The sequence below is a fragment of the Agrobacterium tumefaciens genome, assembly GCF_013337285.1.
Taxonomy (GTDB): domain Bacteria; phylum Pseudomonadota; class Alphaproteobacteria; order Rhizobiales; family Rhizobiaceae; genus Agrobacterium; species Agrobacterium burrii.
The window spans coordinates 75,348-100,873 of record NZ_SUPW01000004.1 but is presented as its reverse complement, the minus strand read 5'-3'; the positions used below and the strand labels follow the sequence as shown (position 1 = coordinate 100,873).

The 25,526-nt window shown below is 58.7% G+C and carries 21 protein-coding genes; 15 read left to right on the top strand and 6 right to left on the bottom strand.

Features of this window, described 5'->3' with window-relative positions:
* Window positions 1-73: 73 nt before the first annotated feature.
* A complete protein-coding gene (locus FCH38_RS13320) occupies window positions 74-1,015 on the bottom strand; it encodes an ABC transporter substrate-binding protein (protein ID WP_153515300.1) in 942 nt (313 codons plus the stop codon).
* Window positions 1,016-1,216: 201 nt separating this feature from the next.
* On the opposite strand from FCH38_RS13320, the gene FCH38_RS13315 reads away from it, so the two are divergent.
* Window positions 1,217-1,927 (top strand): YoaK family protein, encoded by a 711-nt coding sequence (locus FCH38_RS13315; protein WP_153515301.1) that lies wholly within the window; start codon window positions 1,217-1,219, stop codon window positions 1,925-1,927.
* 12 nt (window positions 1,928-1,939) lie between these two features.
* Here the strand turns inward: FCH38_RS13315 and FCH38_RS13310 are convergent, their stop codons facing one another.
* Window positions 1,940-2,458 (bottom strand): hypothetical protein, encoded by a 519-nt coding sequence (locus FCH38_RS13310; RefSeq protein WP_046799158.1) that lies wholly within the window; start codon window positions 2,456-2,458, stop codon window positions 1,940-1,942.
* Window positions 2,459-2,536: 78 nt separating this feature from the next.
* On the opposite strand from FCH38_RS13310, the gene FCH38_RS13305 reads away from it, so the two are divergent.
* A complete protein-coding gene (locus FCH38_RS13305; RefSeq protein ID WP_174374058.1) occupies window positions 2,537-3,175 on the top strand; it encodes a trimeric intracellular cation channel family protein in 639 nt (212 codons plus the stop codon).
* 70 nt (window positions 3,176-3,245) lie between these two features.
* Here FCH38_RS13305 and irrA read toward each other — a convergent pair whose 3' ends face one another.
* Window positions 3,246-3,665, bottom strand: a complete 420-nt coding sequence (gene irrA, locus FCH38_RS13300; RefSeq protein WP_046799156.1) for an iron response transcriptional regulator IrrA — start codon at window positions 3,663-3,665, stop codon at window positions 3,246-3,248.
* 317 nt (window positions 3,666-3,982) lie between these two features.
* On the opposite strand from irrA, the gene fabA reads away from it, so the two are divergent.
* The 5 genes from fabA (at window position 3,983) to FCH38_RS13275 (ending at window position 7,983) form a co-directional block, all read left to right on the top strand.
* Complete coding sequence (gene fabA, locus FCH38_RS13295; protein ID WP_003514441.1) at window positions 3,983-4,498, top strand: 3-hydroxyacyl-[acyl-carrier-protein] dehydratase FabA; 516 nt, start codon at window positions 3,983-3,985, stop codon at window positions 4,496-4,498.
* Between the two features lie 75 nt (window positions 4,499-4,573).
* Window positions 4,574-5,797, top strand: a complete 1,224-nt coding sequence (gene fabB, locus FCH38_RS13290; protein ID WP_149898241.1) for a beta-ketoacyl-ACP synthase I — start codon at window positions 4,574-4,576, stop codon at window positions 5,795-5,797.
* 6 nt (window positions 5,798-5,803) lie between these two features.
* On the top strand, window positions 5,804-6,610 hold the full coding sequence (fabI, locus tag FCH38_RS13285) for an enoyl-ACP reductase FabI (RefSeq protein ID WP_149898240.1): 807 nt from the start codon (window positions 5,804-5,806) through the stop codon (window positions 6,608-6,610).
* A gap of 186 nt (window positions 6,611-6,796) precedes the next feature.
* Window positions 6,797-7,393 carry a TadE/TadG family type IV pilus assembly protein gene (locus FCH38_RS13280; protein WP_149898239.1) on the top strand — a complete coding sequence of 199 codons (597 nt, stop codon included), beginning with the start codon at window positions 6,797-6,799 and terminating at the stop codon, window positions 7,391-7,393.
* A complete protein-coding gene (locus tag FCH38_RS13275; RefSeq protein ID WP_149898238.1) occupies window positions 7,390-7,983 on the top strand; it encodes a TadE/TadG family type IV pilus assembly protein in 594 nt (197 codons plus the stop codon). Before FCH38_RS13280 ends, FCH38_RS13275 begins: the two co-directional genes overlap by 4 nt.
* Before the next feature lie 42 nt (window positions 7,984-8,025).
* On the opposite strand, the gene FCH38_RS13270 is transcribed toward FCH38_RS13275, so the two are convergent.
* The 3 genes from FCH38_RS13270 to FCH38_RS13260 all read right to left on the bottom strand — a co-directional run bounded on the left by FCH38_RS13270 (window position 8,026) and on the right by FCH38_RS13260 (window position 17,029).
* Window positions 8,026-9,792, bottom strand: a complete 1,767-nt coding sequence (locus tag FCH38_RS13270; protein ID WP_174374057.1) for a diflavin oxidoreductase — start codon at window positions 9,790-9,792, stop codon at window positions 8,026-8,028.
* Complete coding sequence (locus FCH38_RS13265; protein ID WP_174374056.1) at window positions 9,789-15,293, bottom strand: glutamate synthase-related protein; 5,505 nt, start codon at window positions 15,291-15,293, stop codon at window positions 9,789-9,791. Before FCH38_RS13265 ends, FCH38_RS13270 begins: the two co-directional genes overlap by 4 nt.
* 407 nt (window positions 15,294-15,700) lie before the next feature.
* Window positions 15,701-17,029 carry an MFS transporter gene (locus FCH38_RS13260; RefSeq protein ID WP_153515306.1) on the bottom strand — a complete coding sequence of 443 codons (1,329 nt, stop codon included), beginning with the start codon at window positions 17,027-17,029 and terminating at the stop codon, window positions 15,701-15,703.
* Window positions 17,030-17,335: 306 nt separating this feature from the next.
* Between FCH38_RS13260 and cyoA the strand changes: the two genes are divergently transcribed.
* From cyoA to upp, 8 genes are all read left to right on the top strand, one after another.
* Window positions 17,336-18,409: a ubiquinol oxidase subunit II gene (gene cyoA / locus FCH38_RS13255; RefSeq protein ID WP_174374055.1), complete on the top strand. Its 1,074-nt coding sequence runs from the start codon at window positions 17,336-17,338 to the stop codon at window positions 18,407-18,409.
* 73 nt (window positions 18,410-18,482) lie between these two features.
* Window positions 18,483-20,486, top strand: a complete 2,004-nt coding sequence (gene cyoB, locus FCH38_RS13250; protein ID WP_153515308.1) for a cytochrome o ubiquinol oxidase subunit I — start codon at window positions 18,483-18,485, stop codon at window positions 20,484-20,486.
* 5 nt (window positions 20,487-20,491) lie between these two features.
* Window positions 20,492-21,118 (top strand): cytochrome o ubiquinol oxidase subunit III, encoded by a 627-nt coding sequence (cyoC, locus tag FCH38_RS13245; RefSeq protein ID WP_149898232.1) that lies wholly within the window; start codon window positions 20,492-20,494, stop codon window positions 21,116-21,118.
* The gene (gene cyoD / locus FCH38_RS13240; protein WP_153515309.1) at window positions 21,118-21,513 is read left to right on the top strand and encodes a cytochrome o ubiquinol oxidase subunit IV; all 396 of its coding nucleotides are present in this window, start codon (window positions 21,118-21,120) and stop codon (window positions 21,511-21,513) included. Before cyoC ends, cyoD begins: the two co-directional genes overlap by 1 nt.
* 175 nt (window positions 21,514-21,688) lie before the next feature.
* On the top strand, window positions 21,689-22,450 hold the full coding sequence (locus FCH38_RS13235) for an SURF1 family protein (protein WP_174374191.1): 762 nt from the start codon (window positions 21,689-21,691) through the stop codon (window positions 22,448-22,450).
* A 113-nt stretch (window positions 22,451-22,563) separates the two neighbouring features.
* Complete coding sequence (locus tag FCH38_RS13230) at window positions 22,564-23,784, top strand: phosphopentomutase (protein WP_153515310.1); 1,221 nt, start codon at window positions 22,564-22,566, stop codon at window positions 23,782-23,784.
* Window positions 23,781-24,758, top strand: a complete 978-nt coding sequence (locus tag FCH38_RS13225) for an adenosine deaminase (RefSeq protein WP_174374054.1) — start codon at window positions 23,781-23,783, stop codon at window positions 24,756-24,758. The genes FCH38_RS13230 and FCH38_RS13225 overlap by 4 nt, the downstream gene beginning before the upstream one ends.
* A gap of 97 nt (window positions 24,759-24,855) precedes the next feature.
* Window positions 24,856-25,485: a uracil phosphoribosyltransferase gene (gene upp / locus FCH38_RS13220; protein ID WP_004439188.1), complete on the top strand. Its 630-nt coding sequence runs from the start codon at window positions 24,856-24,858 to the stop codon at window positions 25,483-25,485.
* Window positions 25,486-25,526 lie beyond the last annotated feature (41 nt).

Sequence of the window (25,526 nt, the reverse complement as noted above, 5' to 3'; positions counted from 1 at the left end):
TTCATGACGTAGAAGATACGTGTTTGTCATTGGCGGCAACACTCCCGGCAAGGAGCGCAGCCGCCTGGGCGCGTTACTTGATGAAGGTCGTATCCGCGAGCGTCGAAAGATCGGGCTTCGACTTGATCACGCCGATTTCCAGAAGCAGATCGGCCGATTTTTCAGAGAAGGTCTTGAATTCACCCTCGAAGAATTTTTGATTAGCAGCCTTGTCCTGCCATTCCAGGAACTTTGCCGAAGCCGCAAAGGCCTCGCCTGCCTGCTTCACATCCGCGCCCATCGTCGCATAGGATTTCTCGGGGTCTGCCTTGATGAGGTCGAGCGCCTGGAAATAGCTGTCCGCCAGTGCTTTCGCCGCCTGCGGATTATCCTTCAGGAAATCCGGCGTGCAACCGAACGTGTCCATGACGGCGGGATAATCCAGCGTCGTGGCAAGGATTTTACCCTTGTCGGGCGCGGCGCGCACGGTGGAGAGATATGGCTCATAGGTCATGGCCGCATCGTTCTGGCCGGCGACGAATGCCTGCGCGGCCGGACCCGGCTCAAGGTTGACGACCTTCACATCTTTCAATGTCATGCCGTTTTCCTTGAGGATCCAGGCAAGGAAGAAATAGGGGGACGTGCCCGGTGTGGAAGCAGCAATCGTCTTGCCCTTGAGGTCGGCGACCTTTGAGACGTCGCTGCGCACCGCGATACCATCGGCACCGTGCGATTTATCCATCTGGAAAATCTGGGTGGACTTCACGCCATTGGCGTTCCAGGCGATCCATGTTTCCACCGTGGTGGCGGCGCACTGGATATCACCTGATGCGAGAGCCAGATGGCGGCTCGCCTGCGGTATCTTCTTGATATCGACCTTCAGGCCATTCTTTTCGAAAATGCCCGCCTGCTTGGCAAGTGTCAGCGGCGCAAAACCAGTCCAGCCGGACATGCCGATGGTCACCGATGTTTCCGCATGGGCGGAAGCGGATGAGACAAGCGCTGCAATTGCGGCGATAACCCAGGTATTTTTCATGATCTGACCCCTTTTGATTTATTTTTGTGCGACATTTTTTATCGCTTTATTTGAGGCATCGTAGGCAGGGTTTTTAGATTTGTCTAGACAAAGTAGAGGCACTTGGGCGCTTGCGGAAGGATTGCAAAAAGGTCGTCCGCCATCCTACACATAGAATGATACGGAACCGCATTGGCCCGCTATTTTCCTCTCGAGCTTTCCATGACCAGACAAAGACGTCGTAACATCATCAAGGCAAGGCGCACCGGAACCGGCATTGCGCTGGTTGCCGCCATTTCCTTCATCGCCGGCATGACGGATGCGGTGGGTCTTTACGTTTCTGGAGATTTCGTTTCCTTCATGACCGGCAACACGACGCGCGCCGCAGTCTCGATGGAGTCAGGCATATACTCCCACGCCGTCAAACTGCTTTTCGCCATCGTCGCCTTCGTGGCGGGCAACGCCGGCGGCATCGTGGTGGCGCATAAATTCGACCGGCGCATCTTTGCGGTTCTTATGGCGGTGGGCGGGCTGGTGGCGATTGCGGCACTGCTGCGCGACGAGGCTTCCGGTCTCGTGCAATTTTATCTCGTCGTTTTCGCCATGGGCATGGTCAATGCCGCCGTGGAGCATATTGAAGGCCTGCCGATCGGCCTCACCTATGTGACCGGCGCCCTTTCCCGTTTTGGTCGCGGCATTGGGCGTTTTCTTCTTGGCGAACGCAGCCTCGACTGGGGCATCCAGATCGTGCCATGGCTCGGCATGATCACCGGCGCAATCTGCGGCGCCGTGTTAGGCGCCACGTTGCATTCGGATGCGCTATGGGTGGTTGCGGCTTCGGTTTTCGCCATAGCCTGCGCTACCCTCGTCATTCCGCGCTCGCTTCGCCAACGCTATAATCAGAGGGTCAAAATCCGGCGGATTGCGCCGTAAAGGCTCCCACCATTACTTTCGCGAAATGGTGACGAATTTCGTGCCGCGCACGCGCACCGTCATCAGGCAGGGCTCCTTGTCGGTGCGTTCGCAATAACGCGGATGCATTTTCAGCACGAAGACCATGTTGCCGAAACGCTTGATGAAATCGTAGCCGTAAATCCGGGCCGTGGCGATCATCAGATAGCCGCCCTCTTTTACCTGGACGTAGAAATTGTAGGGGCATCCCTCGTCGTCACAGGCGCGGCCTTTTTCGCCGTCGCAATCCAGAACTCCGTGATTGACGACGGCATCCATCAAGCCGTCATTATTGATATCCAGCCGTGTGACGAAATCATCGCCGAAGGCAGCCACCTTGCACTCCTTGCGGAAATGGTCCTTTTCATAAATCTCGGGATCGTTCACCAGCTGCTGCTGTGCTGCCAGCGCCACCGGAAACATCAGGAGCACCAGTGTCTGAAGAGCGACAACGATAGCGATTCGCACGGCATTTTCCTTTGCATCCGTTTCGGTTATGGATGTTGCGATCATCCGGGCGGCCAGCCTAGAGTTTAGTGCTTGCGCGACACTGACGTGTTCGCGGCCCGTTGTTCCGGGGGGAACCTTTTCATGACACTTCTGGGTTTTCTCGACTATGCCGGTGTCGCCATCTTTGCCGCAACCGGCGCTCTGGCCGCCTCCCGCAAGCAGCTCGACCTGATCGGCTTCCTGTTTTTCGCAGCCGCGACCGGGATCGGCGGCGGCACGGTGCGTGACCTCGTGCTGGGCAGGGCGCCGGTATTCTGGGTGGTGAACCCAACCTATATTCTGGTCTGCGTATCGGTCGCGGTCCTGCTGTTCTTTACAGCTCATCTTTTCGAATCCCGTTACCGGGTGCTGCTTTGGCTCGATGCCCTCGGCCTTTCAGCCTATTGCGTGATGGGGGCGGCCAAGGGTCTGGCCGCCAGCGGCTCCGCAACCGTTGCCATCGTCACCGGTGTTCTGACGGCCACATTCGGCGGCGTGCTGCGCGATATTCTCGCCGGAGAACCTTCCGTGCTTCTACGACCGGAAATCTACATCACCTGCGCACTTCTGGGGTCTTCCACCTTCATTGTCGTCTATTTCCTCGGCGCACCGCTTTATGCCGCGTCAGCCGTCGGTGTATTGACGGCTTTCGGCGTTCGGTCCGGGGCGCTGATATTCGGATGGACTTTCCCGCCCTACAAGGGCAAGCCCGGCAGACGGCCGGAAGATATAATGAAGTAAGCTACCAAAACCTCTGAAACAGAAATGGCGCCCGTGGGCGCCATTCTCATTTCCAGTCTCTGCCGAAACCTCAACCGCGCTTGCGACGAAGGCGGATGACCACGTCCACATGGGCGATTTCCATGCCTTCGGGCGCTTCCGGCAGATTGCCGATGTGGAGATTATTGACGGGAATGTCGAGAACCTCGTTCTCACCTTCAACGAAGAAATGGTGGTGATCGGACACGTTGGTGTCGAAATAGGTGCGGGCACCTTCTACGGCCAGAACGCGGATCAGACCGGCTTCTGTGAACTGATGCAGGGTATTGTAAACCGTGGCCAGAGAAACGGGCACGCCAGCGGTAACCGCCTCGTCATGCAGTTCCTCAACCGTCAGGTGACGATCACCCTTTGCGAAAAGAAGATCGCCCAGAGCCACACGCTGGCGCGTGGGCCGCAGCCCCGAGCGCCGCAGCCTTGTTCCGATATCCAATGTGGCGTCAAATGCCATGCAATCCCATTCCAAGCACAGGGGTGAAATTCACCAATTGCATTAGCATATATCTTTTGCAGCGAATGCTTTCAATAGTTTCAGCGTCGCCGAGTGTCGCAAATGGCTGCAAACCGGCCATTCTTGCAAATTTCCTCTGGTTCCTTCCCGATGGTTCCTGTATGCGGACGGCACATTGAGGTAATGACTTCTGCAAAGAAGGTTCTGAAGACAAAGAATGGGGGCGAAACGGCCTTTGCCCTTGCAGCGCTTCATTTTGAACCTAACTTGCTCTAGTGGAGTCAATCAACACCAGTAACTGGGGAAGTGAAAGCGGTATGGCAACGAGGCAATCAAGTTACAATTACGAGGAGATCCTGTCCTGCGGTCGCGGCGAATTGTTCGGCCCGGGAAATGCCCAGCTCCCATTGCCCCCCATGCTCATGGTTCACCGCATCACCGAAATTTCCGAGACCGGCGGCGCGTTCGACAAGGGTTTCATCCGTGCGGAATACGATGTCAGCCCCGACGACTGGTATTTCCCCTGCCATTTCCAGGGCAACCCGATCATGCCGGGGTGCCTGGGCCTTGACGGCATGTGGCAGCTGACCGGCTTCTTCCTCGGCTGGCTGGGTGAGGAAGGCCGCGGCATGGCGCTTTCCACCGGCGAAGTGAAATTCAAGGGCATGGTTCGCCCCGAGACCAAGCTCCTCCAATACGGCATCGATTTCAAACGCGTGATGCGCGGACGTCTCGTCCTCGGCACCGCCGATGGATGGCTGAAAGCCGACGGAGAAACCATTTATCAGGCGACAGACCTTCGTGTAGGACTGTCGAAAGAAAAGACCGCCTGAAACAGACGGAATAAGTCTTGGCAAGGCTGGGCGGCTTCGGTCGTCCAGCCGAAATCTTAAGAAAAGGTCCCTTTCATGAGACGAGTTGTTGTCACCGGCCTCGGTATTGTTTCTTCCATCGGCGGTGATGCCGCCGAAGTCACCGCATCGTTGCGCGATGCCAAATCCGGCATTTCATTTTCGCCGGATTTTGCTGAACACGGTTTCAAGTGCCAGGTATGGGGCAAGCCGTCTCTCGACCCGACCGAGCTGGTCGACCGCCGCGCCATGCGCTTCCTGTCACAGGGCGGTGCGTGGAACCATGTCGCCATGAAGCAGGCGATCGCCGATTCCGGTCTCGAAGAGAGCGACATCAGCGGCAATGAGCGCACCGGCATCATCATGGGTTCGGGCGGTCCCTCCACCCGCACCATCGTCGAAGCTGCCGATATCACGCTGAAGAACAACAGCCCGAAGCGCATCGGCCCCTTCGCCGTGCCGAAAGCCATGTCGTCCACCGCGTCTGCAACGCTCGCCACCTGGTTCAAGATCCACGGCGTCAACTATTCGATCTCGTCGGCCTGCTCCACCTCGGCGCATTGCATCGGCAACGCCGCCGAGATGATCCAGTGGGGCAAACAGGATGTGATGTTTGCAGGCGGCCACGAAGACCTAGACTGGTCGATGTCCAACCTCTTCGACGCCATGGGCGCAATGTCGTCCAAATATAACGAAACACCTTCTCTCGCTTCGCGGGCCTATGACGTCAACCGCGACGGTTTCGTCATCGCCGGCGGTGCGGGCGTGCTGGTTCTCGAAGAGCTGGAGCATGCAAAGGCACGCGGCGCCAAGATTTACGCCGAGATCGTCGGTTACGGTGCAACCTCCGACGGTTACGACATGGTGGCTCCATCAGGCGAAGGTGCGATCCGCTGCATGCGGCAGGCGCTTGCCACCGTTAAGGGCGATATCGACTACATCAATACCCACGGCACCTCGACGCCGGTTGGCGACAGCAAGGAAATCGGCGCCATCCGCGAAGTCTTCGGCGACAAAATCCCGCATATCCAGTCGACCAAGTCCCTCACGGGCCACTCGCTGGGCGCTGCCGGCGTGCAGGAATCGATCTATGGCCTCTTGATGATGCAGGAACGTTTCATCGGCGAAAGCGCGCATATTTCCGAGCTAGACCCGGAATTTGCTGGCGTTCCGATCGTGCGCAGCCGCATCGACAACGCCAAGATCGACACCATCCTTTCCAATTCCTTCGGCTTCGGCGGCACCAACGCCACGCTGGTCTTCCAGCGTCACAACGGATAATTGCCAATGAACGGCATCATGCAGGGTAAACGCGGCCTCATCATGGGCGTCGCAAACAATCACTCTATCGCCTGGGGTATTTCCAAGGCACTTGCGGCGCAGGGCGCAGAACTGGCCTTCACCTATCAGGGCGAAGCGCTCGGCAAGCGCGTAAAGCCGCTCGCCGCAGAACTGGGGTCTGACTTCATCGTGCCTTGCGATGTCGAGGATATCGCCTCGGTCGACGCGCTGTTTGCGGCGATCCGCGAAAAATGGGGCTCGCTGGATTTCGTCGTGCACGCCATCGGCTTTTCCGACAAGAACGAGCTGAAGGGTCTTTACGCAAACACGACCCGCGACAATTTCAGCCGCACCATGGTCATTTCCTGCTTCTCATTTACGGAAATTGCCAAGCGCGCCGCAGAACTGATGACGAATGGTGGCTCGATGCTGACGCTGACCTATAATGGTTCGCAACGCGTCATCCCGAACTACAACGTCATGGGCGTCGCCAAGGCGGCACTCGAAGCGTCCGTGCGTTATCTCGCTGCCGACTACGGCCCGCGCGATATTCGCGTCAACGCCATCTCGGCCGGTCCGGTCCGCACGCTGGCGGGTGCCGGTATTTCTGATGCACGTGCGATTTACGCGTGGAACCAGAAGAACGCGCCGCTGAGACGGACGGCGGATATCGAGGATATCGGCGGATCGGCGCTTTACCTGCTATCCAACCTGTCGCGCGGTGTAACCGGCGAGTGCCACTATGTGGATTGCGGCTTCAATATCACCTCGACACCTACACTCGAGGTTCTGTCAAAAGCTGACGCGGAATAATAACCCGTTTCTTCCCTTCGAAAAAGCCCGGCAATATGCCGGGCTTTTTTACATTTGGAGCCTGTGTCATTTTCGTGAATTGCTAAAGTAGAAACTGTCCGGGTAACTGAATTTAAACACCGGCTGGTTATGGTCTGCAACAAATTCAACGGTTGCGCTTGCCGCATATTCTAGAGATCGACACATATGCGACTGGCCAGACTGACGCCATTGCTGAAAAAACTCGGGGTCTCGCGCGAAGGGACAGCGGCTATTGAATTCGCGATCCTCGCCATTCCCTATTTCCTCGTCGTTTTTGCGATTATCGAGACCTTCATCGCCCTGATGGCGGAACAGGTCGTCGTGAATGCTACGGAAACCATGGCGCGGCGTCTGCGCACCGGACAAATCAGCAGTTCGATTTCGAAAGAGGATTTTCGCAAGAGCTTCTGCGACGAAGTTTCGGTCATGATCACCTGCTCGCTGGATGAGATCAAAACCGAACAGAAACTTTATATCGACCTTCGCTCCTTCACCGCCTTCAAGGATATTCCGACCACGGTACCCCTGAAAGCTTATGGTGAATATTACGATCTCGATACGGCGCAATTCGGCTTCAAGCCGGGCGGGCCGGAAACAATCAATATGCTGCGCGTTTATTATCGCTGGCGTGTCATCGCCGATATCATCCGCCCGTATCTCACAAAAATACGTCCAGCTGACGGGTCCATGCCCTCGCATTTCCTTATTGTCGCGACCGACGCTTTCGTGAACGAGAAATATACTACAAGCGGGGGCTCATGATGGCAGGGCTGATAGCCGCCGTGGCGAACGGCAGACTTCATTTTACCGCGCTCGTCACACGCTTCGTAAAAGATCGCCGTGGTGTGGGCGCCGTGGAATTCGCAATTCTCTTCCCGATATTGCTCGCCCTTTATGTGACATCCTTCGAACTCACCATAGGCTACAATACCTATAAGCGGGCAAGCAGCGCTTCGGCGACGATCAACGACCTGATCTCCAAAACGGGCTCCGTCGACAAGGCCTACCTCAAAAACATGCAGAATGTTGCGGCGGCTGTCTTCGCGCCTTACAGCACCACCGGTTTGAAGCTAAAGATCAGCGGCATAACGATCGACAAGCAGAAACAGGCAAAAATTGCCTGGTCCTGGGATGAGAAAGACCAGAGACCATATGCGGTGGGATCGGCAGTGACGGTTCCTAACCGCCTGCTCATCGAAAACAGCTTTCTCATTCACGTCGAACTTTCAATTCCGCATGAATTGCTGATGTTCATGCCCGACATCGCTTCGTCAGGCGTAAGATCGATCACCATCGGCCGTGATTATTTCTTCAAGCAGCGCGATGCGGAGGTCACCTGTACCAATTGCTGAGCCATAAGGCGCGGCAAGGGTGACCACCCGCATAATCCGTTTCTAATAAACGTCACGCAGATAACGCTTTTCGCGCTTCAGGCGGTTCACATAATCGGCTGCCGCTTCGGCAGAAATGCCGGCTTCGTCGGCGACAATCTGATGCAGGGCGTCATCGACATCCTTCGCCATGCGGGTCGCATCACCGCAGACGTAGAAATAGCCGCCCTCTTCAAGCCATTGATAAAGCGCCTTGCCATTCTGCCGCATGCGGGTCTGGACATAGATTTTTTCTGCCTGATCCCGCGAAAAAGCGAGATCAAGGCGCGTCAGCACGCCATCACGGCTCATTTCACCAAGCTCGCTTTCGTAGATGAAATCCGACTGCCGGTGCTGATCGCCGAAAAACAGCCAGTTCTTGCCGGCAGCACCCCTTGCCTGCCGTTCCTGCAAGAATGCCCGGAAAGGTGCGATGCCGGTGCCCGGTCCAACCATGATAGCAGGTGCATCATTGTCCTGCGGTACACGAAACGCCTTGTTGGGTGAAACGAAAATACCGGCATTCTGACCCGCCTCCACCCGGTCCGCCAGATAGGTGGAGCATACGCCACCACGCTCGCGGCCCTCGGCACGATAACGCACGCTGGCGATCGTCAGATGAACGCTGTTTTCCGCGACCAGCGGGCTGGATGAGATGGAGTAAGCGCGATGCTGCAGCGGCTTCAGGAAGGTCACGAATTCGGCGATGTTGAATACGGGTTTTCCGCCGAGATTGAGCAGGTCGAGAATGTCCTTGCTCCAGAGAAAGGCGGCAAGCTGCTCCCTGTCTCCATTGGCAAGGATATAGCTCAACTCGTCATGTCCTGCACGCTTGCCGATTTCGGCCACCAACTCACGCGAAGGCGTCGATATCTCGAACATGTTCAGAAGTGCATCGCCGATCGGCCGGTCGAGCCCGGCGACCTCGCCATCCGCACTCGCTCCAAAGCATTCGAGCAGAGCGCCGACCAGTTTTGGGTCGTTAAGAGGGACGACACCAAGGGCGTCACCGGCCTCATAGTCGAGGCCGCTTGCCCCAAGTTCGAATTCGTAGTGGCGAATCTCCTTGGACGAGGCCGGGCTGGAAAGAAGGCGATTGACGCTCACCCGTGACGAATAGGGATTCTTGCGACCCCAGCCCTGTTTTGCCCGCGCGGGCGGCTCGGCGACCACAGGCGCGGCAATGGCTGCATTGTCCCCACCGATGGCGAGGGCAAGCGGCAGCGTCTCGCCGATCCAGGCGGCGGACGCATCCTCAAAATCGATATCGCAATCGATACGCGTCTTCATGCGCCTGCCGCCGAGTTGCTCGAAACGCGTATCGATGAGCTTGCCCGCCTGGCAGAAGCCGTCATAACCGGTATCACCGAGCGCAAGAACAGCGAAATTCATCTCGTCGAGACGCGGCGCGGCGTCAGTGGCAAGCGCCTCCCAGAACAGCTGGGCATTATCCGGCATCTCGCCTTCGCCATAGGTCGATGTGACGACGATGACGCGCTTCATGGAGCTGAGACTATCCATGGAAACGTCGTCCAGCGCCGTTACAACGGGCTGCATTGCCTGCACACGAGCGGCGGCGGCGATATCCATCGCCAAGGCCTCGGCATTGCCGGTTTGAGTGCCGACAAGGATGTTCAGCACGCTGGCCGCCGCTTTGGGGGTAGCAGCGGCCACCGATGTCTCCAGACCCATGGCCGCGCGGGAGTGGAGCCCGGCCAAAAAGCCGGCGAGCCAGACGCGCTGGTCGCCATTGAAGGGCGCATCCTGTGGAATGTAAGGTATCTTCATCATGCTGCCCTGTTCTGGCTGGATGCGGTGGCGAGGTCCGGAATGGCGCGGGCGGCGAAAAGCTCCTCGAAGCCCGGCAGTCGGCCGATCTTCTCGATGTTTTTGCGGTTCTGCTGAATGATCCAGCCATAGGTGCCGGGGCTGTCCACCGACCAGATGTTCCGGCGCGCCAGCGCCTGCTTATAATCATCGAGCCGCTTGGCGGCGATCATCACCGCAAGCTGTTCGTCACTGTGGTCGGAAAGCGCCTCGCGGGCATATTTCAGCAGCCGCTGCATCAGCGCGTAATCTTCCGTGAGGATGAGATTGCGCACGGCTTTTTCTACTGCCGGATCAGAGGGGCCGGATGCCATCGGCAGCCGTTGCAGGGCGATGGTCTGCGCCATGCTCAACACTGTGTAATTGTTGATGAGCGCATACATGTCTTCCGTGTCGGTCTCACTATGACCCGGCACCGTTCCGTTCAACACGGCCTTGCGGTCGCGATAGGCGAGCTTGAACTTGCGCAGTTGATGGGCGGCAAGCGCAGAGGCCAGTTCCTCCAGCAGTTCCTTGCGGGGCTTGGCTTTCAGAATTTCGTCGCTGTCCTGATAAAGCAGCAAAGCGCGCGGCATGCCGTAGACGAAATTATGCTTTTCGCTCTCCCAGTTTTCCAGCAGCCATGCGGCCTTGGCCGAGCCGGTTTCCGCGACATGCAAGGTCAGAAGCTGGTGAACGGCCAGATTGTGGATCGCTGCCTGTTCATCTTCACCGGTGATTGAGCCGAGCAGGATGGAATCGTGGCTGACCTTCTTCGGCAGATCGCCATAGGGATCGTACTGATAAACGAAGCCGCCGCTCATGCCGTTGCCGAACCCCTTGCCGAAACTGCCGAGGTTGAGAACCGCGCCGTTGGTCATGTATTCGCAGGCGAAATCGCCCACACCTTCGACCACGGCGGTCGCACCGGAGTTACGCACGGCAAAACGGTCACCCGCCTGCCCTTCTACAAAGCTGCGGCCGCCGGTTGCGCCGAACAGCGCGAAATTACCGACCAGCACATTGCCGCCAGCCTCTTGCGAGCCGCCGCCGGGCGAGCGCACGACGATGGTGCCGCCGCAGGCACTTTTGCCGACGCCATCATTGCAGGTGCCGGTATGGACCATAACCATGCCGTCATTGCAGAAAGCGCCGAAGGACTGTCCGGCGGAGCCTGATGTATCGATGCGCACCGAACCCGCCTCCAGGAACCGGCGACCACGCGCATCGCGCTTCACAGCCGGAAGCGCATCCAGCTGCTCGTCGGAAAGCTCGTGGTTCAACATGCGTTCGATATCGACGGCAAGCTGACCGCCGACGCTCTTGTTGCAATTGTTGAGGAAACGATTGCCGCCAAGCTCGATGTTCTCGCGGCGGCTATCGACCAGAGCCGAACGCACGAGATCGATGAAGGCATCGTCCAGCGCGAAGTCCTTTTCCATATAGACCGGGCTGTCGATCTTCACCTCTTCGACCACGGCAAGCATTGCACGCAGGTCAAGCTGGCCGACGCTCGCCGGATGATCGAGGAGGTGAAGAAGATCGGAACGGCCCCGCGCTTCCCGCAGCGAAGCGACCCCAAGCCCTGCCAGAATCTCGCGCGTTTCATGGGCGATGTTCATGAGGTATTGCGCCAGAGCGCGCGGATCGCCGTTGAAGGCTTCCTGATTGGTGGTGAGACCGGCCGGGCATTTGATGTTGCAATTCTTCGCCATGACGCATTTCAGCATCATCAGCGCCGTCGTGCCGAATTCGAAACTGTCACCGCCGAGAAGCGCTGATTTCACCACGTCGCTTGCCGTCTGGTGCGCGCCGGAGCAGCGCAACAGCACTTTGGCGCGCAGGCCGGTGGCGCAGAGCGCCTGATGCACCTCTGCGATGCCGATTTCCGCAGCGCGGCCGGTATATTTGAGGCTGGTGACGGCTGCGGCACCGGTGCCGCCGGTATTACCGGCGACGTTGATGACATCTGCCCCCGCCTTGGCGACGCCAACCGCAATCGTGCCTATGCCTTCCGACGAGACCAGCTTGACGATGACGCGCACCCGCGCCGCCTTGGCATCATGGATAAGCTGGGCCAGATCCTCGATCGAATAGGTATCGTGATGAGGTGGCGGTGAGACCAACTCGACGCCCGGCGTGCCGCCGCGTGCCGCCGCAATTTCCACCGTCACCTTGGGAGACGGCAATTGCCCGCCCTCGCCCGGCTTTGCGCCCTGGCCGATCTTGATCTCGATTTCTTCCAGCATCGGATCGGCAAGATACCCGGCCCAGACACCGAAGCGGCCGGAGGCGAATTGCTTGATGCGCGAGGCGCGGATGGTGCCGTAACGGGAAATATGCTCGCCGCCCTCGCCCGAATTCGACATGCCGCCGACCATGTTGGTCCCGTGGGCCACCGCCTCATGGGCGGCAGCGACCAGTGCGCCATGGCTCATTGCGCCCGATGCCAGCGTCTTGGTGATCTCGCTTGCCTTTTGAACGGCATCAAGCGGAATGCTGTCCGGTGCGGTGCGCATCAGCGACAGATAGGCGAATGCCTCACCCTGCGTCTGAACCAGCAGCGCGCCGCCTTCCAGCCAATGGCCCGGGATATCACCACCGAAGCGGTCGAGCAGCGACTGGCCTAGTGCGGCGAGGCGGGCAAGTTCATGACCGTGCGGGCCGGTCAGCTGCACCCGGAACGAGCCGTCGCCCGCCTCTTCGCAGCGCAATCCGCGCACCATGAAGCTGTTATTGCCATGCCTGGAAAAACGGCCCATTTCCCGGCGGAATTCTTCGGCCGAACCGGCAAAGGTCACATCGGCCGGCAGTTCTAGAACATCGCGCAGGGCGGCGGGGCGGCGCGCCCGTTCTTCCGCCATCATGCGGGCGAAGGCGCGGTAGCCGGGCGTGACCTCGAATTTATCGATCGCCTCCGGGGTCAGCCGGTCGAAGCTGTTGTGATAATAGGCAGAATCGGTAAGCCCGAAGGCATCTTCCAGCCGGTTGAGCGGCAGGAGGCGCAGCGCCTCCTCGTTTTCGGTTCCCTTGTCAAAAGCGATCTTTTCCTCGGTCATATCAACGAAGCCGCGAACGGCCGTCGTGCCATAGGAATGGCCAGCACCTTCGGCGCGCTCCTTGAAGAGACCGAGCAGCGGAATGTCGTTTTCACCCTTCACCGACAGCGCCTTGCGATGCCAGTCGGCCACCGCCTGTGCGATGACGGCGAAGTTGACGCCGCCGACCGGCGTTTTCACATTCGGGAAATAACGGTTCAGCACCGGATCGCTGGTATCGAGGAAGTTCGGCTCGAAGAATTCGCCGCCGATATAACTTTCCGCGGTGCACAGGCCCACCTTGCCCATGGTCTTCATCAGCGACTTTTCAGCCGCCTTGGCGAAACGCTTAAACGCCTTGTCGGCATCGGCGCCGAATTTCTCCTCTGCACGGAATTGCACGCCGAGCGGATAGACAGCCGAAGCACCAAAACCGAGGCCTGCCGCGATGTGATGCGAGGAGGAGAACTGCCCGCTTTCGACGATCAGGGACACGCGCAGTCGCAGACCTTCCTCGATCAGCCGCTGGTTGATGGCGGAAACGACCATGATCATCGGCAGAGCGGCGCGGCTTGCCGAAACATGGCGGTCGGTGATGACGGCAATGCCGCCCTCCTCAGCTGCGAAAGCTGCAACCTTGTCGCAGACGCCATCTATTGCCTGCCGCAAGGCCGCTTCATTGGCGTCCGGTGCATCGAAGACCGGCGTATAGAGCATCTCGAAACGAAGAACGGGTGTCTCGGGCTGTTCGCGAAGGCGCAGCATATCGAGGTGGGTGAGGATCGGGGACCGCACGACGATCTGGCGGGCCTTGGCCGCGCCGCTGTTCGGCTTCGCGCCGAGGGCCACACGCAGCGTCATGCCGTCAGCCTCGCGGATGCTGTCGAGCGGCGGATTGGTGACCTGTGCGAAACGTTGCGAGAAATACTTCGCGACGCCACCTTCCTGATCGGAAAGCGCATTGATGGCATTGCCGTAACCCATCGCCGAAATCTTTTCCGCGCCGGATGCCAGCATCGGATCCATCAGGAACTTGAAGCTCTCCTGATTGTGCGAATAGGCGACATAACGCTGATGTCGTTCCAGATCGCCATTGTAGCGAAGTGGTGAGCCCTGCTTGTCGGCGGGCACCTCCGGCAGATCGCCAAGCATCACGCGCGCTTCAGATAGCAGCGACGAATAGTCCCGCCGCGACGCCAGAAGCTCCAGCGCCTCGACGGTGGAAAAGGCGCGACGTTCGGCGTGGTCGTAATAAAGCATCCCGCCGGCCTCGATACGACCACGGCGGATGACGCTTTCAGCCGGAAAGGCGATCTGCCCGGCCTCAGACATGACACAGAGATACTCTTCCGTCTCGACGGTGCGCAGCGGGCGCAGGCCGAGGCGATCGAGACGCGCGCCGATGATGCTGCCGTTGCCGAAGATCAGCGCGGCCGGGCCGTCGTTCTTTTCCTCATAGAGCGAGAAATATTCCAGCATCGCCTTGACGTCCGGCGACAGCGTGTCGTCATTTTCCCAGGCCGGCGGCATCATCGAGACCACGGCGGTCACGAGGTCAAGACCATCCTCCATCACCCGCGCCTGCAATGTCTGGTCCAGACGGCAGCTATCCGACTGGCCCTTGGGCCTGACGATGCTGGCATTTTTCGCCAGCGCCACGGCCGCTTCAGACAATCGGTTCTTCTTGTCGGTGTTGAGTTCGCCATTATGCGCCATCAGGCGGAAGGGCTGCGCCATGGAAGGGTGCGGATCGGTATTGGTAGAGAACCGCGTGTGGAAATACATTGTATGCACTTCATGACGCGGGTCGGTCAGGTCGCAGAAATAGGGCATGACCTCCTGGGCGTTCAGACGGCCTTTCAGAACCTGCGTGCGCGCGCTGAGCGACAGCGGGTAAAAACCGGCAAGCTCCGGCACGGTGTAAGCGAGCGCTTCGATGGCGAGCAGCGCCTTGTGGATGCGCCAGTCGAATTCTGCAAGGGTTGCGCATTCCACTGGTGCCGAAAAGACCCATTGGCGGATCGGCAACTGATAAGGAATAGCGGCGGGACGGATCGCCGTATCATTCACCGGCACATCGCGCACCAGCAGGACCGAAAAGCCCTGCTCTTTCAGAGCGCTGCCGATGATACCGACGGCCTCATCGTGGAAAGCGGGGTTCTGCGGCAGGAAAAAATTGCCGACGCCGAAGCGGCCGGCCTGCAGCGTATCGTACCCCGTCAGCTCGCGGAAAAATGAGAGCGACAGATCGAGCGACACGCCCGCACCATCCCCCACACCTTCCGCCGACATGCCGCCGCGATGCGGCACGGCACAGAGCGCTTCATGACCACGCTTGAGCACATCATGCGTCTGCACGCCGTCCTTGCGGGTGATGAAACCGACGCCACAGCTGCTTTTTTCAAAAGCCGCATCGTAAAGGCCGAATTTTTGCTCCGTCACACTCAAGGCACTCTCCTCTCGTTGCGCATTCCGCGCGGCATCGCCCTCTTTTCCCGAAACCCGGCGCGTCAGCCGGCACTCTGCGGGCGGAGCCGCAGGCGACCTGGCTGCTCCTCTTTTTTTGGCTATCGGCGTTTAATGGCGCGAACGGTCGTTTTGCGGCCGTCAAACGGCGTGGCGGCAATGGCCGCTTTTTCGCAAATAATGATCGTCGTCGTTCGCATCGCGTTCCCTGGTGACCGGCATTTCCGGCAATGAGACACACTGAATTACGTCAGCATTGCTTACATAATATTTCATGATGGGTCGAGTCAAGATTAAAATCGGCCGCGCGCAATAAAAAAACAAAAACGCCGCGAAATCCGACAGGATTCCGCGGCGCGATGGCTGCAGGGATTGTTAAATTGCCCGGTTCACTCCGAAGGCATCTCCAGCGTTCGGCTGAACCATAGGGCAACCAACGTACAGAGCGCGCCCGACATCAGGTAAATTCCGACCGCGATCAGTCCGAATTTGGACGAAAATCCAAGCGCGACGAGCGGCGCGAAACCCGCGCCGATTAGCCAGGAAATATCCGAGGTAAGCGACGCGCCGGTATAACGGTATTCGCGGCTGAAGCGGGATGCGAGTGCGCCGCCCGCCTGACCGAAGGAGAGGCCAAGCAACGCGAAGCCGATCAGAACAAAGAAATAGCGGCCGATATCGCCCGAGCCGAGAAGAACGGGCGCCACGAGGCTGAAAAGACCGATAAGGACGGCCGCAATGGCCAGAAGCTTCCGCCGGCCGATCCTGTCGGCCAGAATGCCCGACACGACAATCATGCCGCCAGCAATGATGGCGCTGACGAATTGCACAAACAGGAAGTCCGAAACGCGCTGATTGGTGTTGAGGGAGACCCAGCTCAGCGGGAATACCGTGACGAGGTGGAAGAGCGCAAAGCTTGCAAGCGGCACGAAGGCACCCGTGACCACCACCGGAAACTGCGAGCGCAGCATCTTGAACATCGGGCGCGGTTCCAGCTCATGCTGTTCCAGCATGGCCTGGAATTCCGGCGTGACGATCATGCGCAGGCGGGCAAAAAGCGCGAGAACATTGAGCGCCAGCGCCACGAAGAAGGGGAAACGCCAGCCCCAAGCGAGGAATTCCGCATTGGAAAGCTGTGTAACGAAAACGATGAAGAAGGCGCTGGCGAGACCGAAGCCCATGGCTGCGCCAATCTGCGGCATCATCGCATACCAGCCGCGCTGCTTCTGCGGGGCGTTCATGGCGAGCAGCGAAACGAGACCATCCCAGGCACCACCAAGGCCGAGACCCTGACCGATGCGGAAAACCGCCAGAAGGACGGGAGCGAGCATGCCGGCTTCCGCATAGGACGGCAGGAAGCTGATCGCCATCGTGGAGCCACAGAGCGTGAACAGAGCCGCCATCAGCTTGACGACGCGGCCGAACTTGCGGTCGATCTGGAGGAAGATCAACGAGCCGATCGGTCTTGCGATAAAGGCCAGAGAAAACACCGCAAAGGAATAAAGCGTCGCGGTCAGCGGATCGACGAAGGAAAAGAAGACATGCGGAAAAACGAGCGCGGAGGCGATGGCATAGATGAAAAAGTCGAAAAACTCCGTCATTCTCGCAAGAATGACCGCAATGGTGATGCGATCCGGATCGACCTTGACCGGATCGGTTCCATTTCTGTTCGCTTCCGGCGCCTGCCCAAAAGATGGGGCAGCATTGGTATAACTCATAATATTCCTCCTGCGTCATGGACGAACCATTCCCTGTAACGCTCCGGCTCCTCTTCCGTTGCGTTACGATGCGACGGATTGTCACACGCACCCTCCGTAACGTCAATTGAAGTTTGATAAGAAAGGCTTGCCCCGCAAGCGCGCTATGCGATAATGCACCCGCTCCGCCTACGAACGCAGCTCTGCCCCGCACATGGTGCATCGCGAAAATTTCGCTGCACCGCGACAATATACCTCATTCAAAAAATGATGTTCGGCAATTAATCGCAGCATAATCCAAACTGTACGAGTTCAGAGAACGTGCGCATGATCAAAAAATTCCCGTCTGCCCTTCTGGCAATCCCGGTACTGCTGCTGCTCAGCGGCTGTAACCTCGTGGTGATGAACCCTTCAGGTGACGTCGCCATCCAGCAGCGCGACCTCATCATCACGTCCACGGTGCTGATGCTGCTGATCATCGTCCCGGTGATCGTCCTGACGCTGTTCTTCGCATGGAAGTACCGTGAATCGGCGAAAGCCGAGGATTACGATCCCGAGTGGCACCACTCCACGCGCCTTGAAATGGTGATCTGGTCGGCCCCGGTCGCCATCATCCTGATGCTCGGCACCGTGACCTGGATTGCCACCCACCGTCTCGACCCCTATCGTCCGCTGGAGCGCATCGACGAGAACCGTCAGGTTTCCGCCGATATCAAGCCGATCACGGTGGAAGTGGTGGCCATGGACTGGAAGTGGCTGTTCTTCTATCCCGAACTCGGCATCGGCAGCGTCAATGAATTCGCAGCCCCGGTCGATGTGCCCATCAATTTCAAGATCACCGGCACGACCGCGATGAACTCCTTCTTCGTTCCCGCACTCGCCGGCCAGATCTACGCCATGGGCGGCATGCAGACCAAGCTGCACGCCGTCATCAACAAGGAAGGCGTCTATGACGGCTTCTCGGCCAACTTCTCCGGCCCCGGCTTCTCGCACATGCGCTTCAAGTTCCATGGCCTCAGCCAACAGGGCTTCGACCAGTGGGTTGCCAAGGCGAAGGAAGGCGGCAAGGGCTTCGGCCGTCAGGAGTATCTGGAATTCGCCAAGCCTTCGGAACGTGAGCCGGTGCAATATTTCGCCTCGGTCGATCCGCAGCTTTACAGCGCCATCCTCAACCGCTGTGTCGAGCCCAACAAGCTTTGCATGCGCGACATGATGCATATCGACGCCAACGGCGGCGGCGGCAAGGAAGGCATCGACATCGCCAAGGCGCTGAACTCCGTCATCTGCACGCCGCTTGCGCCTTATGGCATGGCCAGCGGCCCGCAATCCACTCCGGCTGCCATCAAGGGTCAGATTTTCGAACCTGCGGCGCTGCCTGAAACGAAACAAGTCGCTGGCTGACGATACGTCCCGGCATTCTTCGGCGCGGCCTGGCTGCGCCGACCTTACGTCTTAGAATCGCAAGAGGCTGAAAATGATCGTCAATTCCGATCAAACGTCGTTCCTGTTCGGGAAGCTGACATGGGAGTCCATCCCGCTTCACGAGCCCATTCTTGTCGCCACCTTCGCGGCTGTGGCTCTGGGCGGCATCGCCGTCGTCGGCGCCCTCACCTATTTCCGGCTGTGGGGTTATCTCTGGAACGAATGGTTCACGAGCATCGATCATAAGAAGATCGGTATCATGTACATCATTCTGGCGCTCATCATGTTGCTGCGCGGTTTCGCCGACGCCGTCATGATGCGTGTCCAGCAGGCGATCGCGTCGGGCGGATCGGAAGGGTATCTTCCGCCGCACCATTACGACCAGATCTTCACGGCCCACGGCGTCATCATGATTTTCTTCATGGCCATGCCGATGATCACGGGTCTGATGAACTTCGTTGTGCCGCTGCAAATCGGCGCCCGCGACGTTTCGTTCCCCTTCCTCAACAACTTCTCCTTCTGGATGACCACGGCTGGCGCCGTCATCACCATGATCTCGCTGTTCGTGGGTGAATATGCGCAGACCGGCTGGCTCGCCTATCCGCCGCTTTCCGGCATCGATGGCAGTCCGGGCGTCGGGGTGGATTATTACATCTGGGGTCTGCAGATCGCCGGTGTGGGAACGACACTCTCAGGCATCAACCTGATCGTGACGATCATCAAGATGCGCGCGCCTGGCATGACCATGATGCGCCTACCGATCTTCGTCTGGACATCGCTGTGTTCGAACATCCTGATCGTGGCGTCCTTCCCGATCCTGACCGGCACGCTCGCGCTTCTCACCCTCGACCGTTACGTTGGCACCAATTTCTTCACCAACGATCTCGGCGGCAACCCGATGATGTACGTCAACCTCATCTGGATCTGGGGCCATCCCGAAGTTTACATTCTGGTGCTGCCGGCATTCGGCGTCTTCTCGGAAATCGTTGCGACGTTCTCCCGCAAGCGTCTCTTCGGTTATGCCTCGATGGTTTATGCAACTGGTGTCATCACCATCCTCGCCTATATCGTGTGGCTGCACCACTTCTTCACCATGGGTTCGGGTGCGAGCGTCAACGCCTTCTTCGGCATCACCACGATGATTATCTCGATCCCGACGGGCGCAAAAATCTTCAACTGGCTCTTCACCATGTATAAGGGCCGTATCAATTTTGACGTTCCGATGCTGTGGACGATCGGTTTCATGATCACCTTCGTCATCGGCGGCATGACCGGCGTTCTTCTTGCTGTTCCGCCTGCGGATTTCGTGCTGCACAACTCGCTGTTCCTCATCGCCCACTTCCACAACACCATCATCGGTGGCGTGGTGTTCGGTGTGCTCGCGGGTATCGTCTACTGGTTCCCGAAGGCCTTCGGTTACCGTCTCGATCCGTTCTGGGGCAAGCTGTCCTTCTGGTTCTGGTTCATCGGCTTCTACTTCGCCTTCATGCCGCTCTATATTCTCGGCCTGATGGGCATCACCCGCCGTATCAGCCAGTTCGAGGACAATTCGCTGCAGATCTGGTTCCTGATTGCCGCCTTCGGCGCCTTCCTGATCGCGCTCGGCATCGCCTCCTTTGTCATCCAGCTCATCGTCAGCTACCTGAAGCGCGATCAGCTGCGCGACGTGACCGGCGATCCCTATAATGGCCGCACGCTGGAATGGTCGACATCATCGCCGCCGCCCGCCTACAACTTCGCCTTCACGCCGGTCATTCATGACGTGGATGCCTGGGCGGACATGAAGAAGCGCGGTTACAGCCGTCCTCTGGAAGGTTACATCCCTATCCATATGCCGAAGAATACCGGCACGGGCGTCATCATCAGCGCCATCAGCGTCGTCCTTGGCTTCGCTCTGGTGTGGCATATCTGGTGGCTTGCGGCTCTTTCGATGCTCGCCATCATCGCAGTCTCGATTGCCCACACCTTCAACTACAACCGCGAATACTACATTCCCGCCTCCGACGTTTCGATCGTCGAGACTGAACGTAGCAAGCTGCTTGCGGAACAGGCGTAACGAATATGGCTCATGCACCTGCACAAAGCGTCGATGGCGCTGAACCACCGGTCTTCTACCTGAAGGAAGACCACCACCCGGAGAACGGCACGTCGCTGGGCTTCTGGCTCTACCTGATGAGCGACTGCCTCATCTTCGCGACGCTGTTTGCCACCTATGCCGTTGTCGGCCGCAACTATGCGGCCGGCCCTTCGGGTGCCGACCTGTTCGACCTGAAGCTCGTTGCCATCAACACCGGCTTCCTGCTTTTTTCCTCCATCACCTATGGCTTTGCCATGTTGGAAATGGAAAAGAAGAAGGTGAAGACGACGCTGATATGGCTCGGCGTTACCGGCCTCTTCGGCCTCGCCTTCCTCGCGGTCGAAATTTACGAGTTCCATCACCTGATCGCGGAAGGCGCCGGCCCGCAGCGTTCGGCCTTCCTGTCCGCGTTCTTCGCGCTGGTCGGCACGCACGGTCTGCACGTCACCTTCGGCGTCATCTGGCTCGTCACGCTGATGGTTCAGGTCGGCAAACACGGCCTCATCCCGGCGAACAAGCGCCGTCTGATGTGCCTGTCGATGTTCTGGCACTTCCTTGACGTCATCTGGATCGGCGTCTTCTCCTTCGTTTACCTCATGGGAGTTCTTTGATGAGTTCCGAAGCACACGCACATCACGACGCGCATGGCGACGACGACCATCATCATGATGGCGCAAGCCACGGCACGTTCAAAAGCTACATGATCGGCTTCGTCCTGTCGGTCATCCTGACGGCGATCCCGTTCTGGCTGGTCATGGGCGACGCTCTGGAAAACAAGACGCTTCTGGTCATCGCGATCATGGGTCTCGGCGTCATCCAGATCTTCGTGCACATGATCTACTTCCTGCACATGGACACCAAGTCAGAAGGCGGATGGACCTTCATGGCGCTGATCTTCACCGTTGTGGTGCTGCTGATCACGCTCTCGGGTTCGCTCTGGGTCATGTACAACATGAACAAGAACATGATGCCGCTGCACATCGAGGATGTGAAAAACCTGCCCTGAGCAGCCATAATCAGCGGCCTGCCGGACCTCCGACAGGCCGTTCCGCGCCAACACATAACCCCATGAATCCTGGCGCGATTTATGGGGTTATTTGCTGGAGGAAGCGCATGCGGGTGCCAAGCGCCCGCCGGAGCCGACGATCCTGCTGCCAGAGGCGCTTCGCAAGGACCATGAGATGAGCGAAATCGCACCCCAAAACCGGCGTATCCGCCCTGCGGCAATCGTCGTTCTGTTTTTGACCGTTGTCCTGACGGGCTGCCTGCTGGCACTTGGAACATGGCAGGTCCAGCGCCTTTTCTGGAAGCTCGACCTGATTGAGCGTGTCGAGGCCCGCGCCCATGCCGAGCCTGTCGATGCGCCTGCCCCCAGTGAATGGCCGGCCCTCACCGATCCCGCCGATTATGAATATCGCCGTGTGAAACTGTCCGGCACGTTTCTCAACGACAAGGAGGTTCAGGTCTACACGGTCACGGATCTTGGCCCCGGTTACTGGGTCATGACCCCGCTACGGCGGGCCGATGGCTCAAGCATCATCGTCAATCGCGGCGTCGTACCCTCCGACAGGCGCGATCCGTCCTTGCGGCCGGAAGGTGAAGCGGCCGGAAACGTCGAGATCGTCGGGCTGATGCGCGCGCCGGAAACCGGCGGGCTTTTCCTTCGAACCAACGATCCTGCAAATGGCCGGTGGTATTCCCGCAATATTCCCCAGATCACGCAGGCATCCGGCGTCTCTGACGTGGCGCCGTTTTACGTCGATGCGGATGCCACGCCCAATCCCGGCGGCCTGCCGGTTGGTGGCAAAACCATGCTCACCTTCCCGAACAGCCACCTCTCCTATGCCGTCACCTGGTATATTCTCGCCGCCATGGTGGTTGCGGCCGGCTGGTACGTGCTGCGCAACCTCAACGCACCGAAATCGAAACGGGATGCTGATTGAACCACTGGTTTTACCGGATGGTTCATAAAAGCGCTTCCTTCTTCACGTTTTGCTGATCTATAACGATAGTTCGGCCTGACATTGCCCGTCGGCGCATTTTGTTTCGGTGAGTTATGGCAAGAGCATTTCTTCTCGTTCTGGATTCCTTCGGTGTCGGCGGTGCGCCTGACGCAGAGCACTATGGCGATCTCGGCGCGAACACACTCGGTCACATCGCCGAGTTCTGTGCCGCAGGTGCTGCCGACAGGGCGGGGCTTCGATCCGGGCCGCTGAAGCTGCCTAACATGTGCTCGCTTGGCCTTCTGGAGATCGCGCGTCAGGCAAGTGGCGACATTCCCGCCGGCATGGAGCCCCCGGAACGTATTTTCGGCCTGCATGGCTCAGCCAGCGAAGTCTCGAAGGGCAAGGACACACCATCAGGTCATTGGGAGATTGCCGGTACGCCTGTGACCTTCGACTGGGGTTATTTCCCCACGGAGGGCGACGCCTTTTCCCCGGAACTGGTTGAGGCCATCTGCAAGCAAGCCGATATTCCCGGTATTCTCGGCAATTGCCATGCTTCCGGCACTGACATCATCGCGCAATTCGGCGAAGAACATATCAGGAGCGGCAAACCAATCTGCTACACCTCTTCCGATTCCGTGTTTCAGATCGCCGCGCATGAAACCCATTTCGGGTTACAACGCCTCATCGCGCTCTGTGAGACCGTGCGGAAACTGCTCGATCCGCTGAATATCGGCCGCGTCATCGCCCGCCCGTTCATCGGCGAGACAGTCGCCTCCTTCGAACGCACCGGCAACCGCCGCGACTTCTCCGTGCCACCGCCCGAACCGACGCTGCTCGACCGGTTGGTAGAGGCGGAGCGCAAGGTGCACGCGATCGGCAAGATCGGCGATATCTATGCGCATCAGGGCGTCTCGCGCATCATCAAGGCCAATGGCAACGCCGCCCTGATGGATGCGACATTGCAGGCCATCGACGAGGCCGAAAATGGCGATCTCGTCTTTACCAATTTCGTCGATTTCGACATGCTTTATGGCCACCGTCGTGACGTTGCCGGTTATGCGGCTGCCCTTGAGGCTTTTGATGCGCGCATCCCGGAAATTCATCGCAAGATGAAACCGGGAGACATCGCCATTCTCACCGCCGACCATGGTTGCGACCCCACCTGGCGGGGCACGGACCATACACGCGAACGGGTGCCGATCATGGTTTTTGGGCCGGGCATCCGTTCCCGCGATGTCGGCATCCGTTCAAGCTACGCCGATATCGGCGAAAGCATCGCCCACCATCTTGGCATCGAGGCCGGTTCACACGGCAGGAGCTTCATTTGACATCGCATTTGCTGAAAGCGGAAATCCACTGCCATCTTGAAGGTGCGGCACCGCCTGCCCTCGTCGCGAAACAGGCGGAGAAATACGGCATAGACACCAGCCGCTTCCTGCGTGACGGCCAATATGTCTGGTCGGATTTCGCCGAGTTCATCCAGTGCTACGATGCGGTGGCGCAGGTGTTCAAGACGGATGAGGACTATGCGGTCCTGACCGAGACCTATCTGACCGAACTGGCGCAAGCCAACACGATCTATAGCGAGCTGATCATCTCGCCCGACCATGGCGACCGTATCGGACTTGGTGCAGACGCCTATCTCGCCGGTATTGCCGAAGGCATCCGGATCGCAAAGGAAAAGACCGGCATTGAAACGCGCATCATCGTCACAGGCGAGCGGCACTTCGGTCCTGAACGGGTTATCGCAGCGGCCGAATATGCGGCGCGTGCGCAACATCCGCTGGTGACCGGCTTCAACATGGCAGGCGAAGAGCGTATGGGTCGGGTTGCCGATTATGCGCGTGCCTTCGATATCGCCCGTGATGCGGGCCTCGGGCTCACCATCCATGCGGGCGAGGTCTGCGGGCCGGAAAGCGTTGCCGATGCACTCGATCTCGTTAAACCGGCCCGCATCGGCCATGGCGTGCGCGCCATCGAAGATGCCGCTCTGGTGGCCCGGCTTGTCGAAACGGGCACGGTTCTGGAAGTCTGCCCCGGGTCGAATATCGCGCTCAGTGTTTATCCGGATTTCGCCAGCCATCCGCTGAAGGCGTTGCGTGACGCCGGGGTGCGCGTCTGCATCAATTCCGACGACCCGCCGTTCTTCTTCACCTCGCTTGTGCGGGAATACGAGCTGGCCGCAGACACGTTCGGTTGCAGCGATGCCGAGATCAACCGCATGACCCGAACCGCGCTGGAAAGCGCCTTCGTGGACGAGACGACGCGCGAGCAGCTGCTATCGAGACTGGATCGCGCCTGACGCGGCGGTTGGCGGGGTAAAACCGCGAAGAAGGCTTGCGAAAAGCCCACTTTCGGTGAATGACAGGGGCACAAGATCAAAAAGGAAGGCCAGTTTCATGGACGGCGTCACAGTCATCGAACATCCGCTGGTGCGGCACAAACTTACCATCATGCGCAAGAAGGAAACGTCCACGGCCGGCTTCCGTCGCCTGCTCAGGGAAATTTCGACGCTGCTCTGCTATGAAGTGACGCGCGACCTTGAAATGACGATGGAAACCATCGACACGCCGCTCGAAACCATTCAGGCTCCGGTTCTGGAAGGCAAGAAGCTGGTTTTCGCCTCTATCCTGCGCGCTGGCAACGGCCTTCTGGAAGGCATGCTCGAACTGGTGCCCTCGGCGCGCGTTGCCCATGTCGGTGTGTATCGTGACCACGATACGCTGGAGGCCGTCGAATATTACTTCAAGGCTCCCGAAAGTCTCGACGCTCGTCTGGTCATCGTTGTGGACCCGATGCTGGCGACCGGCAATTCCTCGATTGCCGCTGTCGAAAAGCTGAAGGAACGCGGCGCAAAGAACATCCGCTTCCTGTGTCTGCTGGCAGCACCGGAAGGCATCAAGAATTTCCGCGAGGCGCATCCCGATGTGCCGATCTATACCGCCGCAATCGACAGACATCTGAACGAGAAGGGTTATATCGTCCCCGGCCTCGGTGACGCCGGCGACCGCATGTACGGCACCAAATAACGCCGTTCATCTTCGCTTAACCGTTTGAGCCATTCGCCGTC